Below are 17,783 nucleotides of genomic sequence, written 5' to 3' on the forward strand. Positions count from 1 at the left end.
TATTTGTAGTAGCTTTTCCCACCGTTTATCTGTTAGCATTGTTCTTGGCATGATGAATCGAGTTATGGTTGTTTTTGACAGAATTATTATAACTCACATCATGCCGTCTAAAAAATAATCACGAAAGATCAACACGCCCTAGTTATAAAAAATTCTAAAATTGTAACTATCCCTTAAAATAGTGGAATGGCAACACATATTCAAACAACAAAATTAAGGAGTGGTTGTTAGTTAAACTCTATCGGTGGCAAATAACATAACGATGAATGCAACCATTTGTGATTGTACCAATAAGCATAGGCTGCAAAAGATTGTCGCAATTCTAAGGAAAAAATAATAATAAAAGGAGAAATGTTTAAAGTTTCAAAAAGTGAACTAATAAATTTTATTCAAAAATCAATAGATATGGGTGATATGCGAGAATTTCTGATTTCACCGATTTCGACCAATAGTAAAAAGGAAGTTCTATATTTAACAGAAGATTCATATTATTTATATGAACCTTAGTTTTATTTAATTATACATATAGAAAGTAAATACATCACGACAACCTAGACAGGATGGTAAGCAAAAAACACAGCAAACACGGCCAAACCGATTACCGCCACGACGAGCACGGCCGAACCCAAACCAAACAGAGCATCGGCGCCACCCAGCACTACCACTACGACGCCGAACACCGCCTGAGCGAAGTACGCATCGAACAGCTCAACAAAACCGAACGATACCGCTACCTCTATGACGCCCTTGGCAGACGCATCGAAAAACAGAAGTTAGACCGCGAAGGCAAACCCTACAACCGTACCCGCATCCTGTGGGACGGCTTAAGAATGATTCAGGAAACCGGCCCGAATCACCCCACCAGCCTGTATATCTATACCGACCAGAACAGCTACGAACCACTGGCGCGGATAGATAAACGAAGTAACGAGCCAGAAAGAGTCATGTACTTCCACACCGACCTCAACGGCTGTCCGGAAGAGCTTACCGATGCAAACGGTGAAATACTGTGGGAATGCAGCTTTCAGCTGTAGAGAAAACGGATTCATGAAATCGAACATGAATCGGTAGAACAAAACCTCAGATATCAGGGACAATATTTAGACAGAGAAACTGGTTTACATTACAATACGTTCAGGTACTATGATCCGGATATAGGTAGATTTACCCAGCCAGACCCGATTGGGTTGCTGGGTGGTTTTAATCTGTATCAGTATGCGCCTAATGGGTTGACTTGGATTGATCCGTGGGGTTAACATCTTGTAAACCTGTAAAAGCTGGTGAAGGTGGTAAATTTAGAAAACTAAATGCTCGTGGGGTTAAAGGTGATAAATTGACTCCTCACCATATGCCTCAAGCTGCGGCAGGATTTACTTCAAAAGCTGATGGTGGCGCACTTGTAATAACCGAATCAGAACACTATTTAACAAGGACTTATGGATACAAAGGTGCGATAACTAAGGTACAGGACTTTGGATTATCATTCCGGCAAGTACTTGCAAAAGATATTAAAGATATAAGAAATATTGTTGGCTCTAAATATGATGAGGGTATTCGAGATATTATTAAATATTACAAAACAAACTATCCAGAATTAATGAAAAAATGATTTGGAGATTCTATGAGACGATCTGTTAATGAACTTATTAAAATGGGGCCTTTGCCTTCAGAGGAAAGTTCTGATATTGACTTTATTCAGAAATATCAGAATATTTTACATAGCATTCAACCACCTTTATCAAATGAAGAAGCGACTAAACTAATTACACTCTTTGGTAATGATGAAAGTTATGGATTAGCTTGGTCACTATTACATCTTATTGAATCGAGTGCCGATTTTTCAGTAGATAAGCAACTATTAGAAAATGGAAATCCATGGATTCAGCTATTAAAAAAGAGAACTATGAATAAATAACCTTTAAATTGTAATGAATCTGTAACTATCCCCTAAAATAGTACAGCCAAAAGTAGAAAATTCTCTTCATTAACCCTCAGAGGATTTAATTATGAAAAAAATGACTGAACATTAAATTGTCGCTATTTTAAATAGAAGCTGAAGCCGGTATTCCTGTCAAAGAACTTTGCCGTAAATATGGCATCGGCAATTCGACTTTCTATAAATGGCGGGAAAAATACGGTGGTATGGAAACCTCCGATATCAAACGTTTAAAGGAGCTGGAGGCTGAAAACCGCAAGCTTAAGCAGATGTTTGCTGAGCTCAGTTTAAAATCTCAGCTTCAGGAGGAAATCATAAAAAAGCTATAGTGCCTACCAAGGCACGTAAAGCATAGGCTTTGGAGTTACAAGAAAATCATTTTGTTACTATTGCTATGAGCTGCGCTATTGTTGGCTTAAGCCGCTGTGCTTACTATTATCAGCCCAAGTTACCGGATGATTCAGTGATTAGGTCGGTACTCAGTGCGATCACCGATAAGCATTTACGCTGGGGCTTTCCCAAGTGTTTTAATCGCATCAGAAAGCTCGGCTATAAATGGAATCATAAACGTGTGTATCGGGTGTATTGTGAATTGAAGCTTAATCTCAGGGTAAAGCGTAAACAGCGTATTCCTCCACGAAGCCCAGAAAGGCTATCAGTACCCAATAAACAAGGTGAATGCTGGTCAATGGATTTTATGAGTGACAGCAGTCGCAATCAACGCAAGTTTAGAACTTTCAATGTGATAGATGACTTTAATCGTGAGGCGTTAGGCATTGATATTGCAGTCAGCTTGCCGGCTGCAGGATTACCCGTTATCTGGATAAACTGGCCGAATATCATGGATATCCATTAAAAATACGGGTCGATAATGGGCCAGAATTTACAGGAAAAACCTTTATAAACTGGGCTAAATCACATGATATAACCATTGATTATATCCAACCCGGTAGCCCATATCAAAACGGGTATATTGAACGATTTAATCGTACCTATCGTACTGAAGTACTCGATTTATATCTTTTTAACAACTTAGCACAAGCAAGGAGAATAACCGAAGAATGGTTAACGATTTATAATGCCGAAAGACCGCATGAGGCATTAAATAACATGACACCGATTGAGTATAAAACACTAAAACAAGCAGCATGATTTTCTACGTGAGTTGTGTACTAAGTTTGGGGTATTTACAATATAGATTCAAACCAAGCAACAATCCAACTATGTCAGACTGTAAAGCGTCCTATATCCAGATCATAATATTGGAAAGTATTGTAATGTAAGCTGTCTTCTCTGTCTAAATATTGTTCCTGATATCTAAGGTTTTGTTCTAATGATTCGTGTTTGATTTCATGAATGCCCTTACCCCAAATCTGATAGCTGCATTACCACAGTATTTCGCCATTCACATCTGGTAGTTCTTTCTGGCTGCCGTTCAGGTTAGTATAGGAATACAAGCTGGTAGGATAATTCGGCCTGTTTCCTAAGCTATCCTTAAACAGTCCCACAGGAACAGGTACGGTTGTAGTGTTTGCCTTCGTGGGTTAGGTAAAGCTTACTTTTACAGCTGTGCTAGTAACCTTTATTGTTTCGCTATTTTAAAACTATCGTATTGTATATACCCATAATGATTCTTTTTTTGTTTTAAAAAAATTAGAGGAAGAAAAGTCGATATCATTCTTTTTTGAATATGAAAGTAATAGATCATAGGTAACCCTATCTCTAATTCGCTTTTTATTATATTGTTCTTTGTCTTCAAACCACAAAAGATCACCTTTTTCATAAAAAAGCCATTTATCTTCTTTCATTGCCCTAACTAAGCGGACAGTTTCTCCAGAATCAGTAAAACTCATCTCTATTAAAGGGTAAGCTCCACTTAGTATCCTAAATGATAGATAGCTTGAATGGTTTGCTTCCGTTATACAATAAAGTAAGGAATCCCAACCATCAGATAAATTAGATACAAAGATTAATTTATTATCATTCACACATGAATAATAAAAAGCTCCTACTGGTGGGAAATAGCCACCTTTTTGAATATTCAAATGTATTTCTTCAATTAGTTTTCTACTTTTTTGAGGCTCATACAACCAGTTTAATCCATTCTGAATAATACTTTCAATCTCTGTGAGATTACTATTAACTATGGAAAACGCTAACATCTTATTCATATCTTGAAAAGCCATTTAAAATATTTCCTGAATCGTCAATTAACTAAAATGTATTTCTGGCATTAGGATCAAGTCTTGGAATTATATTTTGATGTCCAAGGCTACCCTTTAATATTGTATCCACTTCAATATTATGGTGTTTACAATCTAAATCAAATTGAATATCTGGTCTATTTTTACCAACTACATTACCTTTTAATATCTACTTTCGGATGGTTCTAGCACCGTGATTTTTAGCATCCTTAATAATATTGTCAATAAAATTATTATGAGCTAATCCATCGTATTTTTTCCATTACCATGATTTGGACAAGCAGCCCCCCCCCACAGTTCCACCTAATAAACCATTAGGTGCATACTGATACGGATTCAAGCCACCCAACAGCCCAATCAGATCCGGCTGAGTAAATCTACCTATATCCAGATCATAATACCTAAAGGTATTGTAATGTAAACCAGTTTCTCTGTCTAAATATTGTCCCTAATATCTGAGGTTTTGCTCTACTGATTCGTGTTCGATTTCGTGAATCCGTTTCCCCCATAACTGAAAGCTGCATTCCCACAGTATTTCGTCGTTTGCATCGGTTAGTTCTTCCGGTACTTTCTAGTATTAATGAATAGCCTTTTATTTTGTTAAATATTTATTGACTAAACATTTTTCTTAATAAATTATGATAATACCCCTAAATACCAATTCAAGACGTATAAAGATTTAGATCTAACATTATTTAGATCTTACTTATCTGTATTTTCATCTTTTCTAAGATTTTTTCTAAATTCATCTAGTCCTTCCGAACTCAAATCTTTAATATAGATTAATGTCGCTATGCCAGTTTTATTATTTACTTCTTTTAGCCATTCACAAAAATTATCAAATATAATATCGTCACATTCCTCTTGATATAAAAATCCACTACCTATCGTATGTGAGTCATGTAATTGGTCTAAAGCACAAATAAATTCATCTTTATTTTTAATGAACCAACTCATAGGTAGTTTAGTCATAATATCCATTAGCTTTAGTTCATCATCATAATCTAAAAAGGATGGTTTATTTTTCAAAAAATTGTATAGTATATTCTCGTTCATAAATTAATATCCTGAGCCATCTAATAAAATCTGAGCCCCATTATTGTCACTACGAAAAGGTTCCCATATTACATCAGTTCTATGATTCTGCTTATTTAAGGTATTGGTAATACAAGCCATTAGACCATTTGCTAAGTTAGATGTTAGCCATTTGGCTTCCGCGGAAAAATCCGTGCCATGTCCATATATTTGATATCCATCACCCTTATACTTAAATCTAGCTCTTGAGAAACGATTAGGCTCAGCCCTTCAATTGTTTGCTATTTCTCTTTATTTGGCACATATATCGATATTTTATTAGATTTCCCCTCCTTTATAAACATAAATAGGTTGCATTGTTCCTCTTTCGCCATTTTCTCCAAGACAAAAGGTAAAGTCTTTATTAACAAAATAGATAGCAGGAAATAAACCATCATTTCTATTTTCAAGATATGATAAAAAGTTTTTCAAAGAAGATAAAAATAAGTACATATTTTTTCCTTTTCCATCGACTAATACATAACCCTGTATATTTTTATCTATATCAAGATTAGTAATATCAATCGCCCCTTTTGGCGCTATATAGTGATTCCATAAAGGACCATGAGTCTTTATATCTTTTTTAACAAAAGGTTTTCTGAAAGTATGAATAATAACTTTTCTAATTTCTATTGCTTTATCGTTCTCAATGTTTGTACCAAAAAAATTGGTATATGTCGAAAATAATAGGTCCATAAATTAATTCCATATATCATAAAATACATGTCCGTCTGCCCCTTATTTAGTCTGCCAGTCATACCATTTTATATGTTGAAGATCATTATCGAATGGAACTGTAGATTCTGGAATTCTATGATATTCATAGCCTCAGTTTACAGTTTTAGGGTGTAGTTTATTATGTGAAAAACCTTCACCAAAAATATCTTCAATTAGCTCTCAAGTATTGCGCTCATTTGGAACACGTATATTGTGAATGTTATTGCCATCATTATCAGTTACATATACTCTAGTCATTCTTAATTTTCTACTGCTTTTTGCTATGCTTTTATTCCTGGCTTTGCATTGCAGACGGATTTTGCGACCGTTTTTAAACTGGTATTTAGCACCAGAGAGGGTATAATACTTTTCGATGCTGTCAGATAGTTATGTTAAAATAATTATGCCATTTGAACAAAAAAAAGACCCGCATTATTAAAATCATCAATTTTCTTTTTTAAAAATAAATACCCAATAGCATCAGATAAAAATAATGCTCCACCATCATGAACTGGAATATCTGATGAATATAATTGACCAATAAAATCATATTGTTGCATTAATTTTTCACAAGCAACAATTCCCTTGGGTATTTTATTTGACAAAAAAGAAAATGTTGGATAATCACTATTCTTTAATTGTGTTTTTTTTAATTCAAGATATTGAGGAGCAAGGCTATTACTATTTTCGCATAGCTTTGATATGCTTGTTAACGTTACTCTTGTAAATCCTGATTTTAAGTGATCGAGTTCTGCATCATCACCAAAATAAACAATATCGTCTAAGAAATATCTATTTTCATTATAAGTTGAAAATACGGAAATATATTTATCTTTAGGAAGATTAATTCCACTAATAGAATCAGATAATTTATCATTATCAATTGTGAATAATAATGTTAAATTTTCACCTAATGGATTTTGGGGCCACTTGCCATCAATAAATGCACCTCCTCCAAATTTGATACCACTATTTTCATTTGATGAAGGTATAAGTTCATATACTTGTTGCATGATATCTCCATTAACAACATTTGCTAATTTTTTATAAAATCTATCTGTTTTTTTTTCAGGAATACCAGCTCTTTTCAGAAAATAAATTTGTAAATACCTCTAGACTTAGTACACAACTTACGTAGAAAATTAAGCTGCTTGTTTTGGTGTTTTATACCCAATCGATGTTATGTTATTTAATGCCTCATGCGGTCTTTCAGTGTTATAATGTAATCCAGACCTTATCTAAATACTATCTCTGATATCTAATAAAATCTTGCTATATTGATTCATACTCAATTTCCTGAATACCCCTGCCCCATAACTGAAAACTGCATTTCCTCAGTATTTCGCCGTTCGCATCGGGCAGTTCTTCTGGACAGTCGTTCTATGCGGACTTTGCTCAGGTGGTGTTCAGCGTCATAGTGGTAGTACTATTAGCCAACCTAATTTAATTTCAGTTTTTCTTTTTAACTTAAAAATATTTTTTCAATATATTCGCTTACTTTTGAATTAATATTACTTATATACTTAATGTCTTCATAAGAGCCAAATTTTAAAGCACCTTCTAAGTTATCATGCAGGACTAAAAGATTATATGCTAATTCCTTTGAAATAAAATCTTTTTCTTTATAATTAGTTACCATTTCATCTAGTGAAGAATAGAGATCATTCATTGTTTTTTCATCTAACTTATTTAATAATCTAATTTTTCCAACTACGTCGATAATCTTTTCATTAACATCAGAATTTATAATGTTCATAAAATACCTAATTAGTTACATGTCCTGCAACCATATATTATTCGAGTTTAGTTAAAAAAGTCCAAAAGTTATGTTTTAATCTTGTCTAATAACTCTATAGACTTTGCCGTTTTTTATACAACCAAACTTTCTTTGCTAATCGATTAATTCACGTTAGAGAATTAGGCGCATACAGAAACAGATTAAATCTACCCAATAACCCAATCAGGTCTAGCTGAGTAAATTTACCTATATCTGGGTTTCAAATAATAAAATTAAACAGACTTTTTTAGTGATAACCCAAAATCGATAAATCCCTCAGAACTTATAACAAGACACCATTTATTTAAAGAATCAAAAAAATAATGATGTTGAGGGATGCTTTCTACAGCAAAAGCTAGAAAACTATCAAATTGATTAAATTTTAAATGCACTGCAAAATTTAAAGATGAATCATTTATATAGTAAATATCTCCGCTTTCTCTAATTTTAGCGGATATATCATTATCTATAATAAATTTTTTTATTGTAAATAACCAATTAGAATAGCTTCCAAAAAGTTGATTACTTTTGTGTTTAAGAGTTTTTGACCAATCAATTTTGGTTCCTTTCCACTCAAACGAATTAGATAATTGGTATGCAATATTTTCCCAGTTATCGATCAACTCTGCTGGTTCTGATAATTGAGAAAGTTTAATTTTTATTTCATCATCAAAAGTCATGAAACTCTCCATGGCTTAGAAGGAAGTTTAAATCTAAGCTACTACACTGTCGCTGACTGCTATTTAGTTTTACTATAAACTACTGTGATGCATTTCCCTACGTCTATTTATTTTTATAATAATTATAATAAATATGCTGTTCCACTGTTAGTTTATGTGCCAATTGACTCGTTTTATCTCATTTGTAATCCGCCCTTTGCACCAACTTGTATAGCTATAAAACAAAATACTACTAATAGATAATAATTATTTATATTTACTAAATTTTTCTACCCAGCCTTTTTTTGTGAATAGTTCACCTGATAAACCATCACTGATATCAACAATATTTTTTTCATTTTTACCTTCTTGAGATATTAATAATCTTATACTTTCTTCATTTTGTTCTAGCATATCTAATGTATTGTAAATAACACTATCAATAGCAGTCAGTACTACTTTTTTTAAAATTTCAATCTGATGTTTATCAAATATTTTTAATTCATTATTTAATTTAACCATATTTGCAGATTTAATTTTACCTTGAACCATTCCTTCAAATTCAAAAATTGACTGATCTCTAACACGACTAATGAGCTTTTGACCAAAAATATCAAGTAATTCTTTATCTAGCATATTAAGACTCTCCGGTTTAATTCCCATGGATTTCCCCATAACTGAAAGCTGCATTCCCACAATATTTCACGGTTTGCATCAGGTTGCGCCGATGGTCTGTTTGATATCGGATGATGATACTTATCTGGTGCTGGTGGCCATCGCCATAAAAATGAGGCTAAGGCCAAATATATCCCTGTTATTTAAATAATTTATATTATTGCAGAAATTTAATAAATTAGAGATCTAAAAAATTGTCATATTCAGAATAATAATTTAATGCTTTTATAAATTCATTTGTAGTAGCTGAAGGTTTCTGATCTATAACTGAATCGACTACATCAGCAAATTGTTGACCTGAGTAAAGATAGTTTAGTTTCTTTTTTAACACAAGAGGCGGATAAATTTCTTTTCCATTATCATCTACATCTGGATAGTCATCAATGTAATAACTTTTATTACTTAGCAAATCTTCATCAGATTCACTATAGAGACAAAAATCATCACCTCTTTCAATATTGCCTTTCACATAAGAGATAATATCCTTTATTGGATAAAGATTACCTTTAACAAGCATAATATTCATACTCCGTAATAGAAATTATTTAACAAAGTTTCTTACTGATAAAATCATTTAAAATTCATTTTGATTATTCTTCTACATATCACGGCCACTTTTATAAATAACATCCGTTGTTGAAATTTTTAATGTTTCATTAAAGACCTAACTAAAGAAATTTGCTTATATCAAAATAAGAGTTCCCATGAAATCATTGTGTAAGTCAGCTTCTATTTTTAAATATCAACTTTAAAATTGATACTTGTGGTGCCTTTTGATTATCAAATGATTTAATTAAAGAAGAATAGTTTGAAGTTATTTCTTTGGTTAAAACGGCAAAGTTCCTTTTATACTCCCAAAATGCTCAACATTGACATCCAATGATTTAAAATAATTAAAAGCATCGATTATATTTGAGAATTCTTTAATTTCTTCTGTACCATAATCCTCAATAATTTCCATCTTTTTTCTATGATATAGAAAAGATAGGTATTATATAATCCATTTTTCTTTTTCAGTGCGTATTGGAATAAATAGCATTCACCATCTATTTCCTTTACTTCATCAAATCCTCTAACCTTGCCTTTTTCTATGACAGAAATTAAATGTTCAATTGAAAAGTTATTCATCTATATCGATACTCACCATTGTTCCATTTGAACGTTTAATGCTTATATGGAGCAAAGAGCTATGCCCTGTTCCTTTAGTGTCGTCATAACCATATTACACGACAGATATTAGAATCAATAGAATAATTTTTTTGTAACAAATTTTACCACTTTTTTTGGATTTTACACTAATTTGCAGTTCCTTGAGGGCCTCCTTGTAAAAATTTAATGTTTTTAGGTTTTACAAAAAATTAAATACCTTTAAATATTATTAAAAGGGTAAATTAATTTTTTTATTAAGTTTTTCTTCAATAAGCATAGATAATTTTTCAAATAATGTTTCCCAAACCTGTACATACTCTATTTTACTGATAGAAAGTTTCATATCAGGAATTTTTCCATTATATATACCTACATCTGGTCCCTTCTTATATTCAAGTTCTACACCTTTATCATTAATGTCATAATAGAAGTAAAAATCTGAACCTTGCTCACAAAACCAAATATCATCTTTGCCTGTCCAATTATTTTTTACTCGTTTGATTGACTTAACTATTTCTTCATAACATACTGTTATATCAGGATAAAGATCAATATTTACTTTGTAAGTTTCTTTCAGTTTAATAAAAAACTCACAATCAACATATCTTCTCAATTCTTCCAATGCATATTGAAAATGAGTTAGTTCATCATCTATATCATTATCAATATCGTCTATAGGATTTTTATATTTAATATTGAATATGGTTTCCATTTTAGTTTCCATGAATATATGACATAATTTTTACTTTGAGGTATTAATAAAAACACCTAGTCACAGTATACATATATATTTAAACCATCATTGAATGATTTTTCCAGAAAATCAATGAAATGAATAATTGTTTCAAGATGTAATTTTTTTGTTTTAATAAGACTTTTTAAGTCCTTTATCAAAGGCTGAATTTCACCATATAAAATGGTAGTATCAGCATAATAATCATCAATTTTTTTTATTATTGGATACTGACTTAATGGTTTCGCATTATTGAGTAATTTATCATAATCAAATTTCCTAAATGAAAATACTGGTGTGCTTTCATCTATTTTCTTTTCATTTTTTGATGCCATAAAATCCAAAGCCGTAAATACCTCATATTTAACTTGATGAGAAGCCTCTATTCCTTTTCCGTTTATCATTACCACTATTCAATCCCACTGATGGTTTCAAGCCAATCCATCACACACTAACACAGGTTAAACCTGACTAAAAACCTAAAACGGATCAAGCTGAACAAAGTGGACAATATCTGGAGCATAATACCTGAAAGTATTGTAATATAAGCCAGTTTTTATGTATAAATATTGTCTTCAATACCAACTGGGAGCAGATTAACCTGACGGCTATTATTTATAAACCATATAAATCATCTAGATCATCTTCACACACTAATTTAGAAATAAATTCATTAAAGCTATTGCATAGAAAAAGAGTACTCTTATCTTGATTATCCGTTAAAGATAAATTGTCTGACCATGTGTCAAGAGTATAGTAGTATATTTTTCCATTATTAATATCGATGCAGAAATAATTACCACCTGCCTCAATCGCAAAAGGTAAAAAAGTTTCCGGTAATAACTTTCTACCCCATAAATCTGCTGCTTTGAAAGGCATTAAATAGTTCTTGTTATTATTAAATTTTTTATAGTATTTAACAGGTATGAGCTCATGGATTGCAACCCATTCAAATTCACCTTCAGGATCCAGCCAAGCATTATTCTCTGGCATTCCACCATTGTGGTGTAACAGGAATTGTCTTAATTGAACAGGAATTTTTATCTTTAAAAGTTTTTCAACCTCATTTAGGTCAACGGTATTAATTGCTTGTTCTGAGTCATAGAATTTGTTACTTGCTCTTGGTTTAATATCTTCATCTTCAACGGTTTCTGCATTGCTTTGCTCTTCATCATAAGTTAAAGCATTTAAAAAATTTTCTAATGAATCAGATAAATAAATGCTATTTTTTTTAAAATTTTGTTCTGTATTTAGAGTATCGTCCCATTCTAGTCTGAGATATTGATATATCGCACCAGTATTAATATTTATACACAAAAAACCATTGCTTAAATCGAGAGCAAAAGGTAACAGCTCCTTAGGTAACTTTTTATCGCCCCAAAGTTTGAAGGCAATACCTTCCATGATAAAATCTGGGTCATTTTTAAATGCTTTATTATATTTTATAGGAATAAAATTAAAAACTTGAAGTTTGTATGGAGGAACAGTTGTTTTCCAAATATCTTTATATACCATTCCACCATTACAATTAAGGTAAAGCTGTTTTAAAGAATCTGGAATTGTGATACCTAACTTCTTTTCACAAGCATTTAAATCTTTATCAGTCAGTTTTTTTTCGTAGTCATAAAAATTATCTATATTAATCATATTAATTCCCCAATTATATTACATCTGTAATTATCGTTCTAAAAATTGTTCAAAAAGTACAAAATTCATCTACTATATAAATAGAATGAGATGTTAATTTTTAGATAAATGCTATGATCCAACAAATATTAAATAATATAAAAAATGGTCCAACTATTTTAACGTTATCTCAGATAATAGACATAATAAAATATCTTCAAGCAATTACAGTTGATGAGATTTTAAAAAATGATAAAGCTTTTTTGGAGATATTAGATTTATTAGTTGATTCTTATTCTGATTCTGCAATATTTGAAATCGATAATGATAATAAATTATTTTTACATCATTTTAGTGATTGGCTGCTCAAATTAGGGAAAAAATACCCGCTTGGTAAAAATCAAGATAATTTAAGCTCTTATTCAGATATGTTTTTAAAAGAAATGTGCAATAAAAATATTACTCGGGGATGTTGAGCTTTTGTATTCATCATGATCCTTCTTTACATTTTTAACCGTATCATACAACATGCTAATATCGTTATACCAATTGGCGATATTTATAGACACTAGCAATATGACCCTTTCGTGAGTTTTTTATTGAAATATCTCATCACGGACAACCAATTCAAATTTGATAAAAAATACCTTCTAACGTGTTACAATACGCTTATTTATTATCCAATTTAGCCTGTATTTAGTATCCATTTTTATCTCTTTTTCCAAGTGGGTATTTGTCAATATTAGTCTGAACATAAATTCATATTGATCTTACACAGTGTTGTGAGAGTATTTTTCCGCTCTAAAATTGCTCAGGTAGACTATTGATTTTATTGAAGTTTTTCATAAATGGTATTTTTTGGAAAAATCAAACAATTACATTATATTTTTGTTTTTTGATGAAAACTAAAGCTTGATTAAAACATTTTGGCTGTAGCATCAATTTTATTTGATTTTTTACACTCTTTTTAATAAAAAGGATCCCTCCATTTTTATGCGATCAGTGACAATTCATCACTTTGTCGGTATTATATTGGGCATTTTATTATAATTGGTTAGGTTTAGTGTGAATATTCAACAATTATTAACGCAACGTGTTTCGCAAGCTATGATTATGGCAGGTGCAGATAAGAACTGTGACGCTTTAATTAAGCAATCAAACAAAGCACAATTTGGTGATTACCAAGCTAATGGCATTATGTCAGTTGCCAAAAAACTTGGTATGCCACCTCGAGATCTTGCCCAAGCTGTTTTGCAACATTTAGATATCGATGATATCGCCGAAAAAGTTGAAATTGCAGGTCCTGGTTTTATTAATATCTTTTTGAAAAATAGCTGGATTGCTGAGCAAAATGAAGTTGCTTTAAGTGGTGATAAGCTTAATATTACTTTACCCGCCAAACCGCAAACTATAGTAGTTGATTATTCGGCGCCTAATGTCGCCAAAGAGATGCATGTTGGACACTTGCGTTCAACTATTATTGGTGATGCTAGCGTTCGTGTTTTATCTTTTTTAGGTCATAATGTTATTCGTGCTAATCATGTTGGTGATTGGGGAACGCAATTTGGTATGTTAATTGCGTATCTTGAAAAGATGCAAAATGAACATGCCAATGATATGGATCTTTCAGATTTAGAGTCATTCTATCGCGCCGCTAAAAAACATTATGACGAAGACGAAGTGTTTGCCGAAAAAGCCCGTAATTATGTAGTGAAATTACAAGGTGGCGATGAATATTGTCGTGATATGTGGCGCAAGCTAGTTGATATTACCATGACGCAAAATATTGCCACTTATAAACGTTTAAATGTTACGTTATCGCTTGAAGACACCATGGGTGAGAGCATTTATAACAGCATGCTACCTAATATCGTTGCCGATTTAAAACAGAAAGGGCTTGCGGTTGAAAGTGAAGGGGCGATTGTTGTTTTTCTTGATGAGTATAAAAACAAAGAAGGCGAACCGATGGGTGTTATCATCCAAAAACGTGATGGTGGCTACCTTTATGCAACAACCGATATTGCTTGTGCTAAATACCGTTACGAAACGTTACATGCCGATCGTATTCTTTATTATACTGATTCCCGCCAACATCAACATTTAGAGCAAGTTTGGGCTATTGTTCACAAAGCTAAGTATGTACCAGAATCATTAAAGCTTGAACACCATATGTTTGGTATGATGTTAGGTAAAGATGGTAAGCCGTTTAAAACCCGTTCTGGCGATACTGTTAAATTAAATCATTTACTAGATGAAGCGTGTGAACGCGCAACAACTTTAATTCGTAACAAAAATCCAGATCTTTCTGAAAGTGAGCTTGCAAAAATTGTCGATGCGGTGGCTATTGGTGCAGTTAAATATGCTGATCTTTCTAAAAATCGGACTACTGATTATGTTTTTGATTGGGATAATATGTTGTCATTTGAAGGCAACACCGCACCTTATTTGCAATATGCTTATACCCGTGTGTTATCAATTTTTAAAAAGTCCAATATTTCTGAAGATAGCTTAACAGCTAATATTAGTTTGGAATCTGATAAAGAGCGTGCTTTAGCAACTCGTTTAATTCAATTTGATGAGACTATTTCAATCGTGGCAAGCGAAGGTACACCGCATGTGCTTTGTGCTTATCTTTATGAAATTGCAACGCTGTTTTCAAGTTTTTATGAAAACTGCCCTATTTTAGCAGCCAAAAACGAAAACCTGAAACAAAGTCGCTTAAAATTAGCTTCTTTAACAGCTAAAACACTTAAAACTGGCCTTGATATGCTAGGCATTAAGACTGTTGATAAAATGTAATTTAACCACCACCGATGTGAACGCATTGGTGGTGTTTTTTAATACATGCGTTTTAAGCTTTTGACTAAATATGTTCAGGTTTATTATTCGTCATCAAAATAAATTAATGGCTTTGTTACTATTATTTATTGCGATCCTTATTATTCGTTTGTTACCTCATGCCCCTCTTTCTGAATCACTTACTTTTTCAAAGCGCTATTATGATAATAATAACCAGCTAATTCGAATGACATTAGCCAATGATGATCGTTATCGTTTATGGACACCTTTAGAAGATATTTCGCCTGATATTGTTAATGGTTTGTTACTGCACGAAGATCAGTGGTTTTATTATCATGTTGGCTTTAATCCATTTAGTCTAATTAGGGCTTTTGGAGCAACCTATCTTGGTGGTGGAAATCGTCAAGGTGCTTCAACCATTACCATGCAACTTGCGCGAATGCATTGGCGGTTAAATACTAAAACCATTGGTGGGAAGTTGCATCAAATTGCTAGGGCTATACAGTTAGAGCTGATGTATTCTAAACATGATATTTTAGAAGCGTATTTAAATTATGCCCCTTTTGGTCGCAATATTGAAAGTATTGGTGCTGCGTCATTTATCTATTTTAATAAACCACCTTCACAAGTCAATTTGCCCGAGGCGTTAACTTTGGTGGTATTACCTCAATCACCAACATATCGAGTTGATCGAAAAACCGGATTTGCTGGCAAAGCGTTAGTTAAAGCAAGAAATCAATTATTTGAGCGTTGGCAAGAAAAATATTTTGTTGATAGCAATATTGTCGCTCTTTTTTCGCAAAAGTTGGTTTTGCGTCAACCAGAACGAATGCCTTTTGGTGCACCGCATTTTATTAATCAAATCATTCAACAACAGCAAAGCGATGCTCAAGAAATTAAAACTACGTTAGATAATAATCTGCAAAAAATCATTAGTCGGCAAGTCAATTTGTTTATTGAGCGAAATCGCATAAAAGGTATTAATAATGCGTCGATAATTTTGGTTGATACCCAAACAATGAAGGTTAAGGCACTGATTGGCTCGGCTAATTATTTTAATAATTCTATTCAAGGTCAAGTTAATGGTACACTTGCTAAACGCTCACCCGGATCTACACTTAAGCCGTTTATTTATGCGCTTGGTATGGACCAAGGTGTTTTACATCCTCGTACAATTTTAAAAGATGTGGCAACTGATTTTGGTTCATACACGCCAGAAAACTTTGATCGTAACTTTCGTGGACCTATTTCAGCAACCGATGCATTAATTCATAGCCGTAATATTCCTGCTGTATCGGTGGCCTCTAAATTACATAATCCCTCTTTTTATCAATTTTTGGTCAATGCCCATATCCAAAAACTCGCCGATGAGTCGCATTATGGTTTATCTTTAGTGTTAGGTGGTGGTGAAGTTAGTGCACAAGAATTAGTCGGGTTATATGCCATGCTAGCCAACGAAGGTCGTTGGCAGCCATTGCAATTTATTGAAGCCGACGACTCACCCGAACCACAAAAGCTGTTAAGTCCACAAGCAGCATTTATGACCATTGATATGTTGAAACAAAATACCCGCCCACAAGATGTACTTAGCAAAATGCAAAAAAAGGTGGTGCCCGTTGCTTGGAAAACAGGTACATCATGGGGATTTCGTGATGCTTGGACAGCTGGAACTTTTGGTAACTATGCTATGGTGGTTTGGCTTGGTAACTTTGATGGTAGTGGTAATAATGCCTTTGTAGGCGTCGATGCCGCCACACCGCTCTTTTTTAATATCGTTGAAAGTATTAACGCTTATTATCCTAACTTGCGTGAACCTAATCGCCCATTACCTCCAAATTTAAAGCGTATCGATATTTGTCTAACCAGTGGCAATCTACTGACTCAATGGTGCAAGGCAAAAGGTAAAACGTGGTTTATTCCGGGTGTGTCGCCAATTAATCCCGATACCATTTTTAGACCCGTTATGGTCGACAATCAAACAGGTAAAGCTGTTTGTCCTCCTTATGATTTAGCAACCTCTCACTTAGCTGTTTTTGAATATTGGCCGTCAGATTTAGCCGCTGTTTTTGCTAAAGCCGGGATTGCTAAAAAAGCGCCACCATCAACAAAACATTGTCATTCATCACAAAATTTTTTAGGCGAACCGCCAAAAATAACTTCGCCTCTTAAAAATGTAGTTTATCAATTTAGAACCACTAAACAAAAAAATGAACAAATTAGTTTTACTGCTAATTGTGATGGTGATGTTAAATCACTTTATTGGTTTGTTAATAACAGTTTTATTGGGCAAACCGAGCCACGGAAGGCTCTTAACTGGATCCCAACACAAAGCGGGACTTTTAAAATTTTAGTGCTTGACGATATGGGTCGAAGTGATTCACGGAATATAAAAATCGAACTGTTTGATTAATTAATATGGTAGTTAACCCCAAAT

At 32.9% G+C, this 17,783-nt stretch carries 20 protein-coding genes and 2 pseudogenes; 8 read left to right on the forward strand and 14 right to left on the reverse strand.

The genetic code is table 11. From position 1 onward, the window contains the following. Positions 1–560: 560 nt before the first annotated feature. The 5 genes and pseudogenes from ACGH80_RS00790 (at position 561) to ACGH80_RS00810 (ending at position 3,088) form a co-directional block, all read left to right on the forward strand. A complete protein-coding gene (locus ACGH80_RS00790) occupies positions 561–1,034 on the forward strand; it encodes an RHS domain-containing protein (protein WP_411630394.1) in 474 nt (157 codons plus the stop codon). An 18-nt stretch (positions 1,035–1,052) separates the two neighbouring features. After that, on the forward strand, positions 1,053–1,256 hold the full coding sequence (locus ACGH80_RS00795; RefSeq protein ID WP_411630449.1) for an RHS repeat-associated core domain-containing protein: 204 nt from the start codon (positions 1,053–1,055) through the stop codon (positions 1,254–1,256). Next, positions 1,247–1,609, forward strand: a complete 363-nt coding sequence (locus tag ACGH80_RS00800; protein ID WP_411630395.1) for a hypothetical protein — start codon at positions 1,247–1,249, stop codon at positions 1,607–1,609. Before ACGH80_RS00795 ends, ACGH80_RS00800 begins: the two co-directional genes overlap by 10 nt. 12 nt (positions 1,610–1,621) lie before the next feature. Next, entirely contained in the window at positions 1,622–1,915 is a 294-nt protein-coding gene (locus tag ACGH80_RS00805; protein WP_085166098.1) for a hypothetical protein, read from the forward strand. A gap of 131 nt (positions 1,916–2,046) precedes the next feature. Then, positions 2,047–3,088 (forward strand): annotated as a pseudogene (locus tag ACGH80_RS00810) (IS3 family transposase). A 74-nt stretch (positions 3,089–3,162) separates the two neighbouring features. On the opposite strand, the gene ACGH80_RS00815 reads toward ACGH80_RS00810, so the two are convergent. The 14 genes and pseudogenes from ACGH80_RS00815 to ACGH80_RS00880 all read right to left on the reverse strand — a co-directional run bounded on the left by ACGH80_RS00815 (position 3,163) and on the right by ACGH80_RS00880 (position 12,571). Next, positions 3,163–3,309, reverse strand: coding sequence for an RHS repeat-associated core domain-containing protein (locus tag ACGH80_RS00815; protein WP_411630450.1), 147 nt, complete (start codon positions 3,307–3,309; stop codon positions 3,163–3,165). 231 nt (positions 3,310–3,540) lie between these two features. Beyond that, on the reverse strand, positions 3,541–4,122 hold the full coding sequence (locus ACGH80_RS00820) for a hypothetical protein (protein ID WP_174799412.1): 582 nt from the start codon (positions 4,120–4,122) through the stop codon (positions 3,541–3,543). Positions 4,123–4,447: 325 nt separating this feature from the next. Further along, positions 4,448–4,705 (reverse strand): annotated as a pseudogene (locus ACGH80_RS00825) (RHS repeat domain-containing protein); the annotation flags it as partial. A gap of 137 nt (positions 4,706–4,842) precedes the next feature. Beyond that, on the reverse strand, positions 4,843–5,196 hold the full coding sequence (locus ACGH80_RS00830; RefSeq protein WP_411630396.1) for a hypothetical protein: 354 nt from the start codon (positions 5,194–5,196) through the stop codon (positions 4,843–4,845). A gap of 297 nt (positions 5,197–5,493) precedes the next feature. Then, entirely contained in the window at positions 5,494–5,910 is a 417-nt protein-coding gene (locus ACGH80_RS00835) for a hypothetical protein (RefSeq protein ID WP_085166134.1), read from the reverse strand. A gap of 422 nt (positions 5,911–6,332) precedes the next feature. Then, positions 6,333–6,944, reverse strand: a complete 612-nt coding sequence (locus ACGH80_RS00840; protein ID WP_411630397.1) for a DUF1963 domain-containing protein — start codon at positions 6,942–6,944, stop codon at positions 6,333–6,335. Between the two features lie 449 nt (positions 6,945–7,393). Then, a complete protein-coding gene (locus tag ACGH80_RS00845; RefSeq protein ID WP_411630398.1) occupies positions 7,394–7,687 on the reverse strand; it encodes a hypothetical protein in 294 nt (97 codons plus the stop codon). Between the two features lie 254 nt (positions 7,688–7,941). Next, positions 7,942–8,388, reverse strand: coding sequence for a type IV secretion protein Rhs (locus tag ACGH80_RS00850; protein WP_174799410.1), 447 nt, complete (start codon positions 8,386–8,388; stop codon positions 7,942–7,944). Positions 8,389–8,634: 246 nt separating this feature from the next. Beyond that, on the reverse strand, positions 8,635–9,030 hold the full coding sequence (locus ACGH80_RS00855) for a hypothetical protein (protein WP_085166131.1): 396 nt from the start codon (positions 9,028–9,030) through the stop codon (positions 8,635–8,637). 190 nt (positions 9,031–9,220) lie between these two features. After that, a complete protein-coding gene (locus ACGH80_RS00860) occupies positions 9,221–9,559 on the reverse strand; it encodes a hypothetical protein (protein WP_174799409.1) in 339 nt (112 codons plus the stop codon). A gap of 309 nt (positions 9,560–9,868) precedes the next feature. Continuing rightward, positions 9,869–10,003, reverse strand: a complete 135-nt coding sequence (locus ACGH80_RS00865) for a hypothetical protein (RefSeq protein ID WP_255456993.1) — start codon at positions 10,001–10,003, stop codon at positions 9,869–9,871. 417 nt (positions 10,004–10,420) lie between these two features. Then, a complete protein-coding gene (locus ACGH80_RS00870; protein ID WP_411591511.1) occupies positions 10,421–10,903 on the reverse strand; it encodes a hypothetical protein in 483 nt (160 codons plus the stop codon). Between the two features lie 56 nt (positions 10,904–10,959). Then, positions 10,960–11,328 (reverse strand): hypothetical protein, encoded by a 369-nt coding sequence (locus ACGH80_RS00875; protein WP_411630399.1) that lies wholly within the window; start codon positions 11,326–11,328, stop codon positions 10,960–10,962. 211 nt (positions 11,329–11,539) lie between these two features. Then, positions 11,540–12,571, reverse strand: a complete 1,032-nt coding sequence (locus ACGH80_RS00880; RefSeq protein WP_411630400.1) for an SMI1/KNR4 family protein — start codon at positions 12,569–12,571, stop codon at positions 11,540–11,542. A gap of 113 nt (positions 12,572–12,684) precedes the next feature. On the opposite strand from ACGH80_RS00880, the gene ACGH80_RS00885 reads away from it, so the two are divergent. From ACGH80_RS00885 to pbpC, 3 genes are all read left to right on the forward strand, one after another. After that, the gene (locus ACGH80_RS00885) at positions 12,685–13,026 is read left to right on the forward strand and encodes a hypothetical protein (protein WP_085163978.1); all 342 of its coding nucleotides are present in this window, start codon (positions 12,685–12,687) and stop codon (positions 13,024–13,026) included. 589 nt (positions 13,027–13,615) lie between these two features. Next, the gene (gene argS, locus ACGH80_RS00890; protein WP_411630401.1) at positions 13,616–15,349 is read left to right on the forward strand and encodes an arginine--tRNA ligase; all 1,734 of its coding nucleotides are present in this window, start codon (positions 13,616–13,618) and stop codon (positions 15,347–15,349) included. 70 nt (positions 15,350–15,419) lie between these two features. Beyond that, positions 15,420–17,759 carry a penicillin-binding protein 1C gene (gene pbpC, locus ACGH80_RS00895; RefSeq protein WP_411630402.1) on the forward strand — a complete coding sequence of 780 codons (2,340 nt, stop codon included), beginning with the start codon at positions 15,420–15,422 and terminating at the stop codon, positions 17,757–17,759. The last annotated feature ends 24 nt before the right edge of the window (positions 17,760–17,783 follow it).

It is taken from the genome of Gilliamella sp. BG1 (genome assembly GCF_046635625.1).
Classification (GTDB): Bacteria; Pseudomonadota; Gammaproteobacteria; order Enterobacterales; family Orbaceae; genus Gilliamella; species Gilliamella bombi.

Bases quoted from the DNA above. Each gene is read 5' to 3' on its own strand.
- ACGH80_RS00790 (WP_411630394.1), top strand. From the start codon at position 561: ATGGTAAGCAAAAAACACAGCAAACACGGCCAAACCGATTACCGCCAC.
- ACGH80_RS00805 (WP_085166098.1), top strand. From the start codon at position 1,622: ATGAGACGATCTGTTAATGAACTTATTAAAATGGGGCCTTTGCCTTCA.
- ACGH80_RS00820 (WP_174799412.1), bottom strand. From the start codon at position 4,122: ATGGCTTTTCAAGATATGAATAAGATGTTAGCGTTTTCCATAGTTAAT.
- ACGH80_RS00830 (WP_411630396.1), bottom strand. From the start codon at position 5,196: ATGAACGAGAATATACTATACAATTTTTTGAAAAATAAACCATCCTTT.
- ACGH80_RS00835 (WP_085166134.1), bottom strand. From the start codon at position 5,910: ATGGACCTATTATTTTCGACATATACCAATTTTTTTGGTACAAACATT.
- ACGH80_RS00840 (WP_411630397.1), bottom strand. From the start codon at position 6,944: ATGCAACAAGTATATGAACTTATACCTTCATCAAATGAAAATAGTGGT.
- ACGH80_RS00845 (WP_411630398.1), bottom strand. From the start codon at position 7,687: ATGAACATTATAAATTCTGATGTTAATGAAAAGATTATCGACGTAGTT.
- ACGH80_RS00850 (WP_174799410.1), bottom strand. From the start codon at position 8,388: ATGACTTTTGATGATGAAATAAAAATTAAACTTTCTCAATTATCAGAA.
- ACGH80_RS00855 (WP_085166131.1), bottom strand. From the start codon at position 9,030: ATGGGAATTAAACCGGAGAGTCTTAATATGCTAGATAAAGAATTACTT.
- ACGH80_RS00860 (WP_174799409.1), bottom strand. From the start codon at position 9,559: ATGCTTGTTAAAGGTAATCTTTATCCAATAAAGGATATTATCTCTTAT.
- ACGH80_RS00865 (WP_255456993.1), bottom strand. From the start codon at position 10,003: ATGGAAATTATTGAGGATTATGGTACAGAAGAAATTAAAGAATTCTCA.
- ACGH80_RS00870 (WP_411591511.1), bottom strand. From the start codon at position 10,903: ATGGAAACCATATTCAATATTAAATATAAAAATCCTATAGACGATATT.
- ACGH80_RS00875 (WP_411630399.1), bottom strand. From the start codon at position 11,328: ATGATAAACGGAAAAGGAATAGAGGCTTCTCATCAAGTTAAATATGAG.
- ACGH80_RS00880 (WP_411630400.1), bottom strand. From the start codon at position 12,571: ATGATTAATATAGATAATTTTTATGACTACGAAAAAAAACTGACTGAT.
- ACGH80_RS00885 (WP_085163978.1), top strand. From the start codon at position 12,685: ATGATCCAACAAATATTAAATAATATAAAAAATGGTCCAACTATTTTA.
- pbpC (WP_411630402.1), top strand. From the start codon at position 15,420: ATGTTCAGGTTTATTATTCGTCATCAAAATAAATTAATGGCTTTGTTA.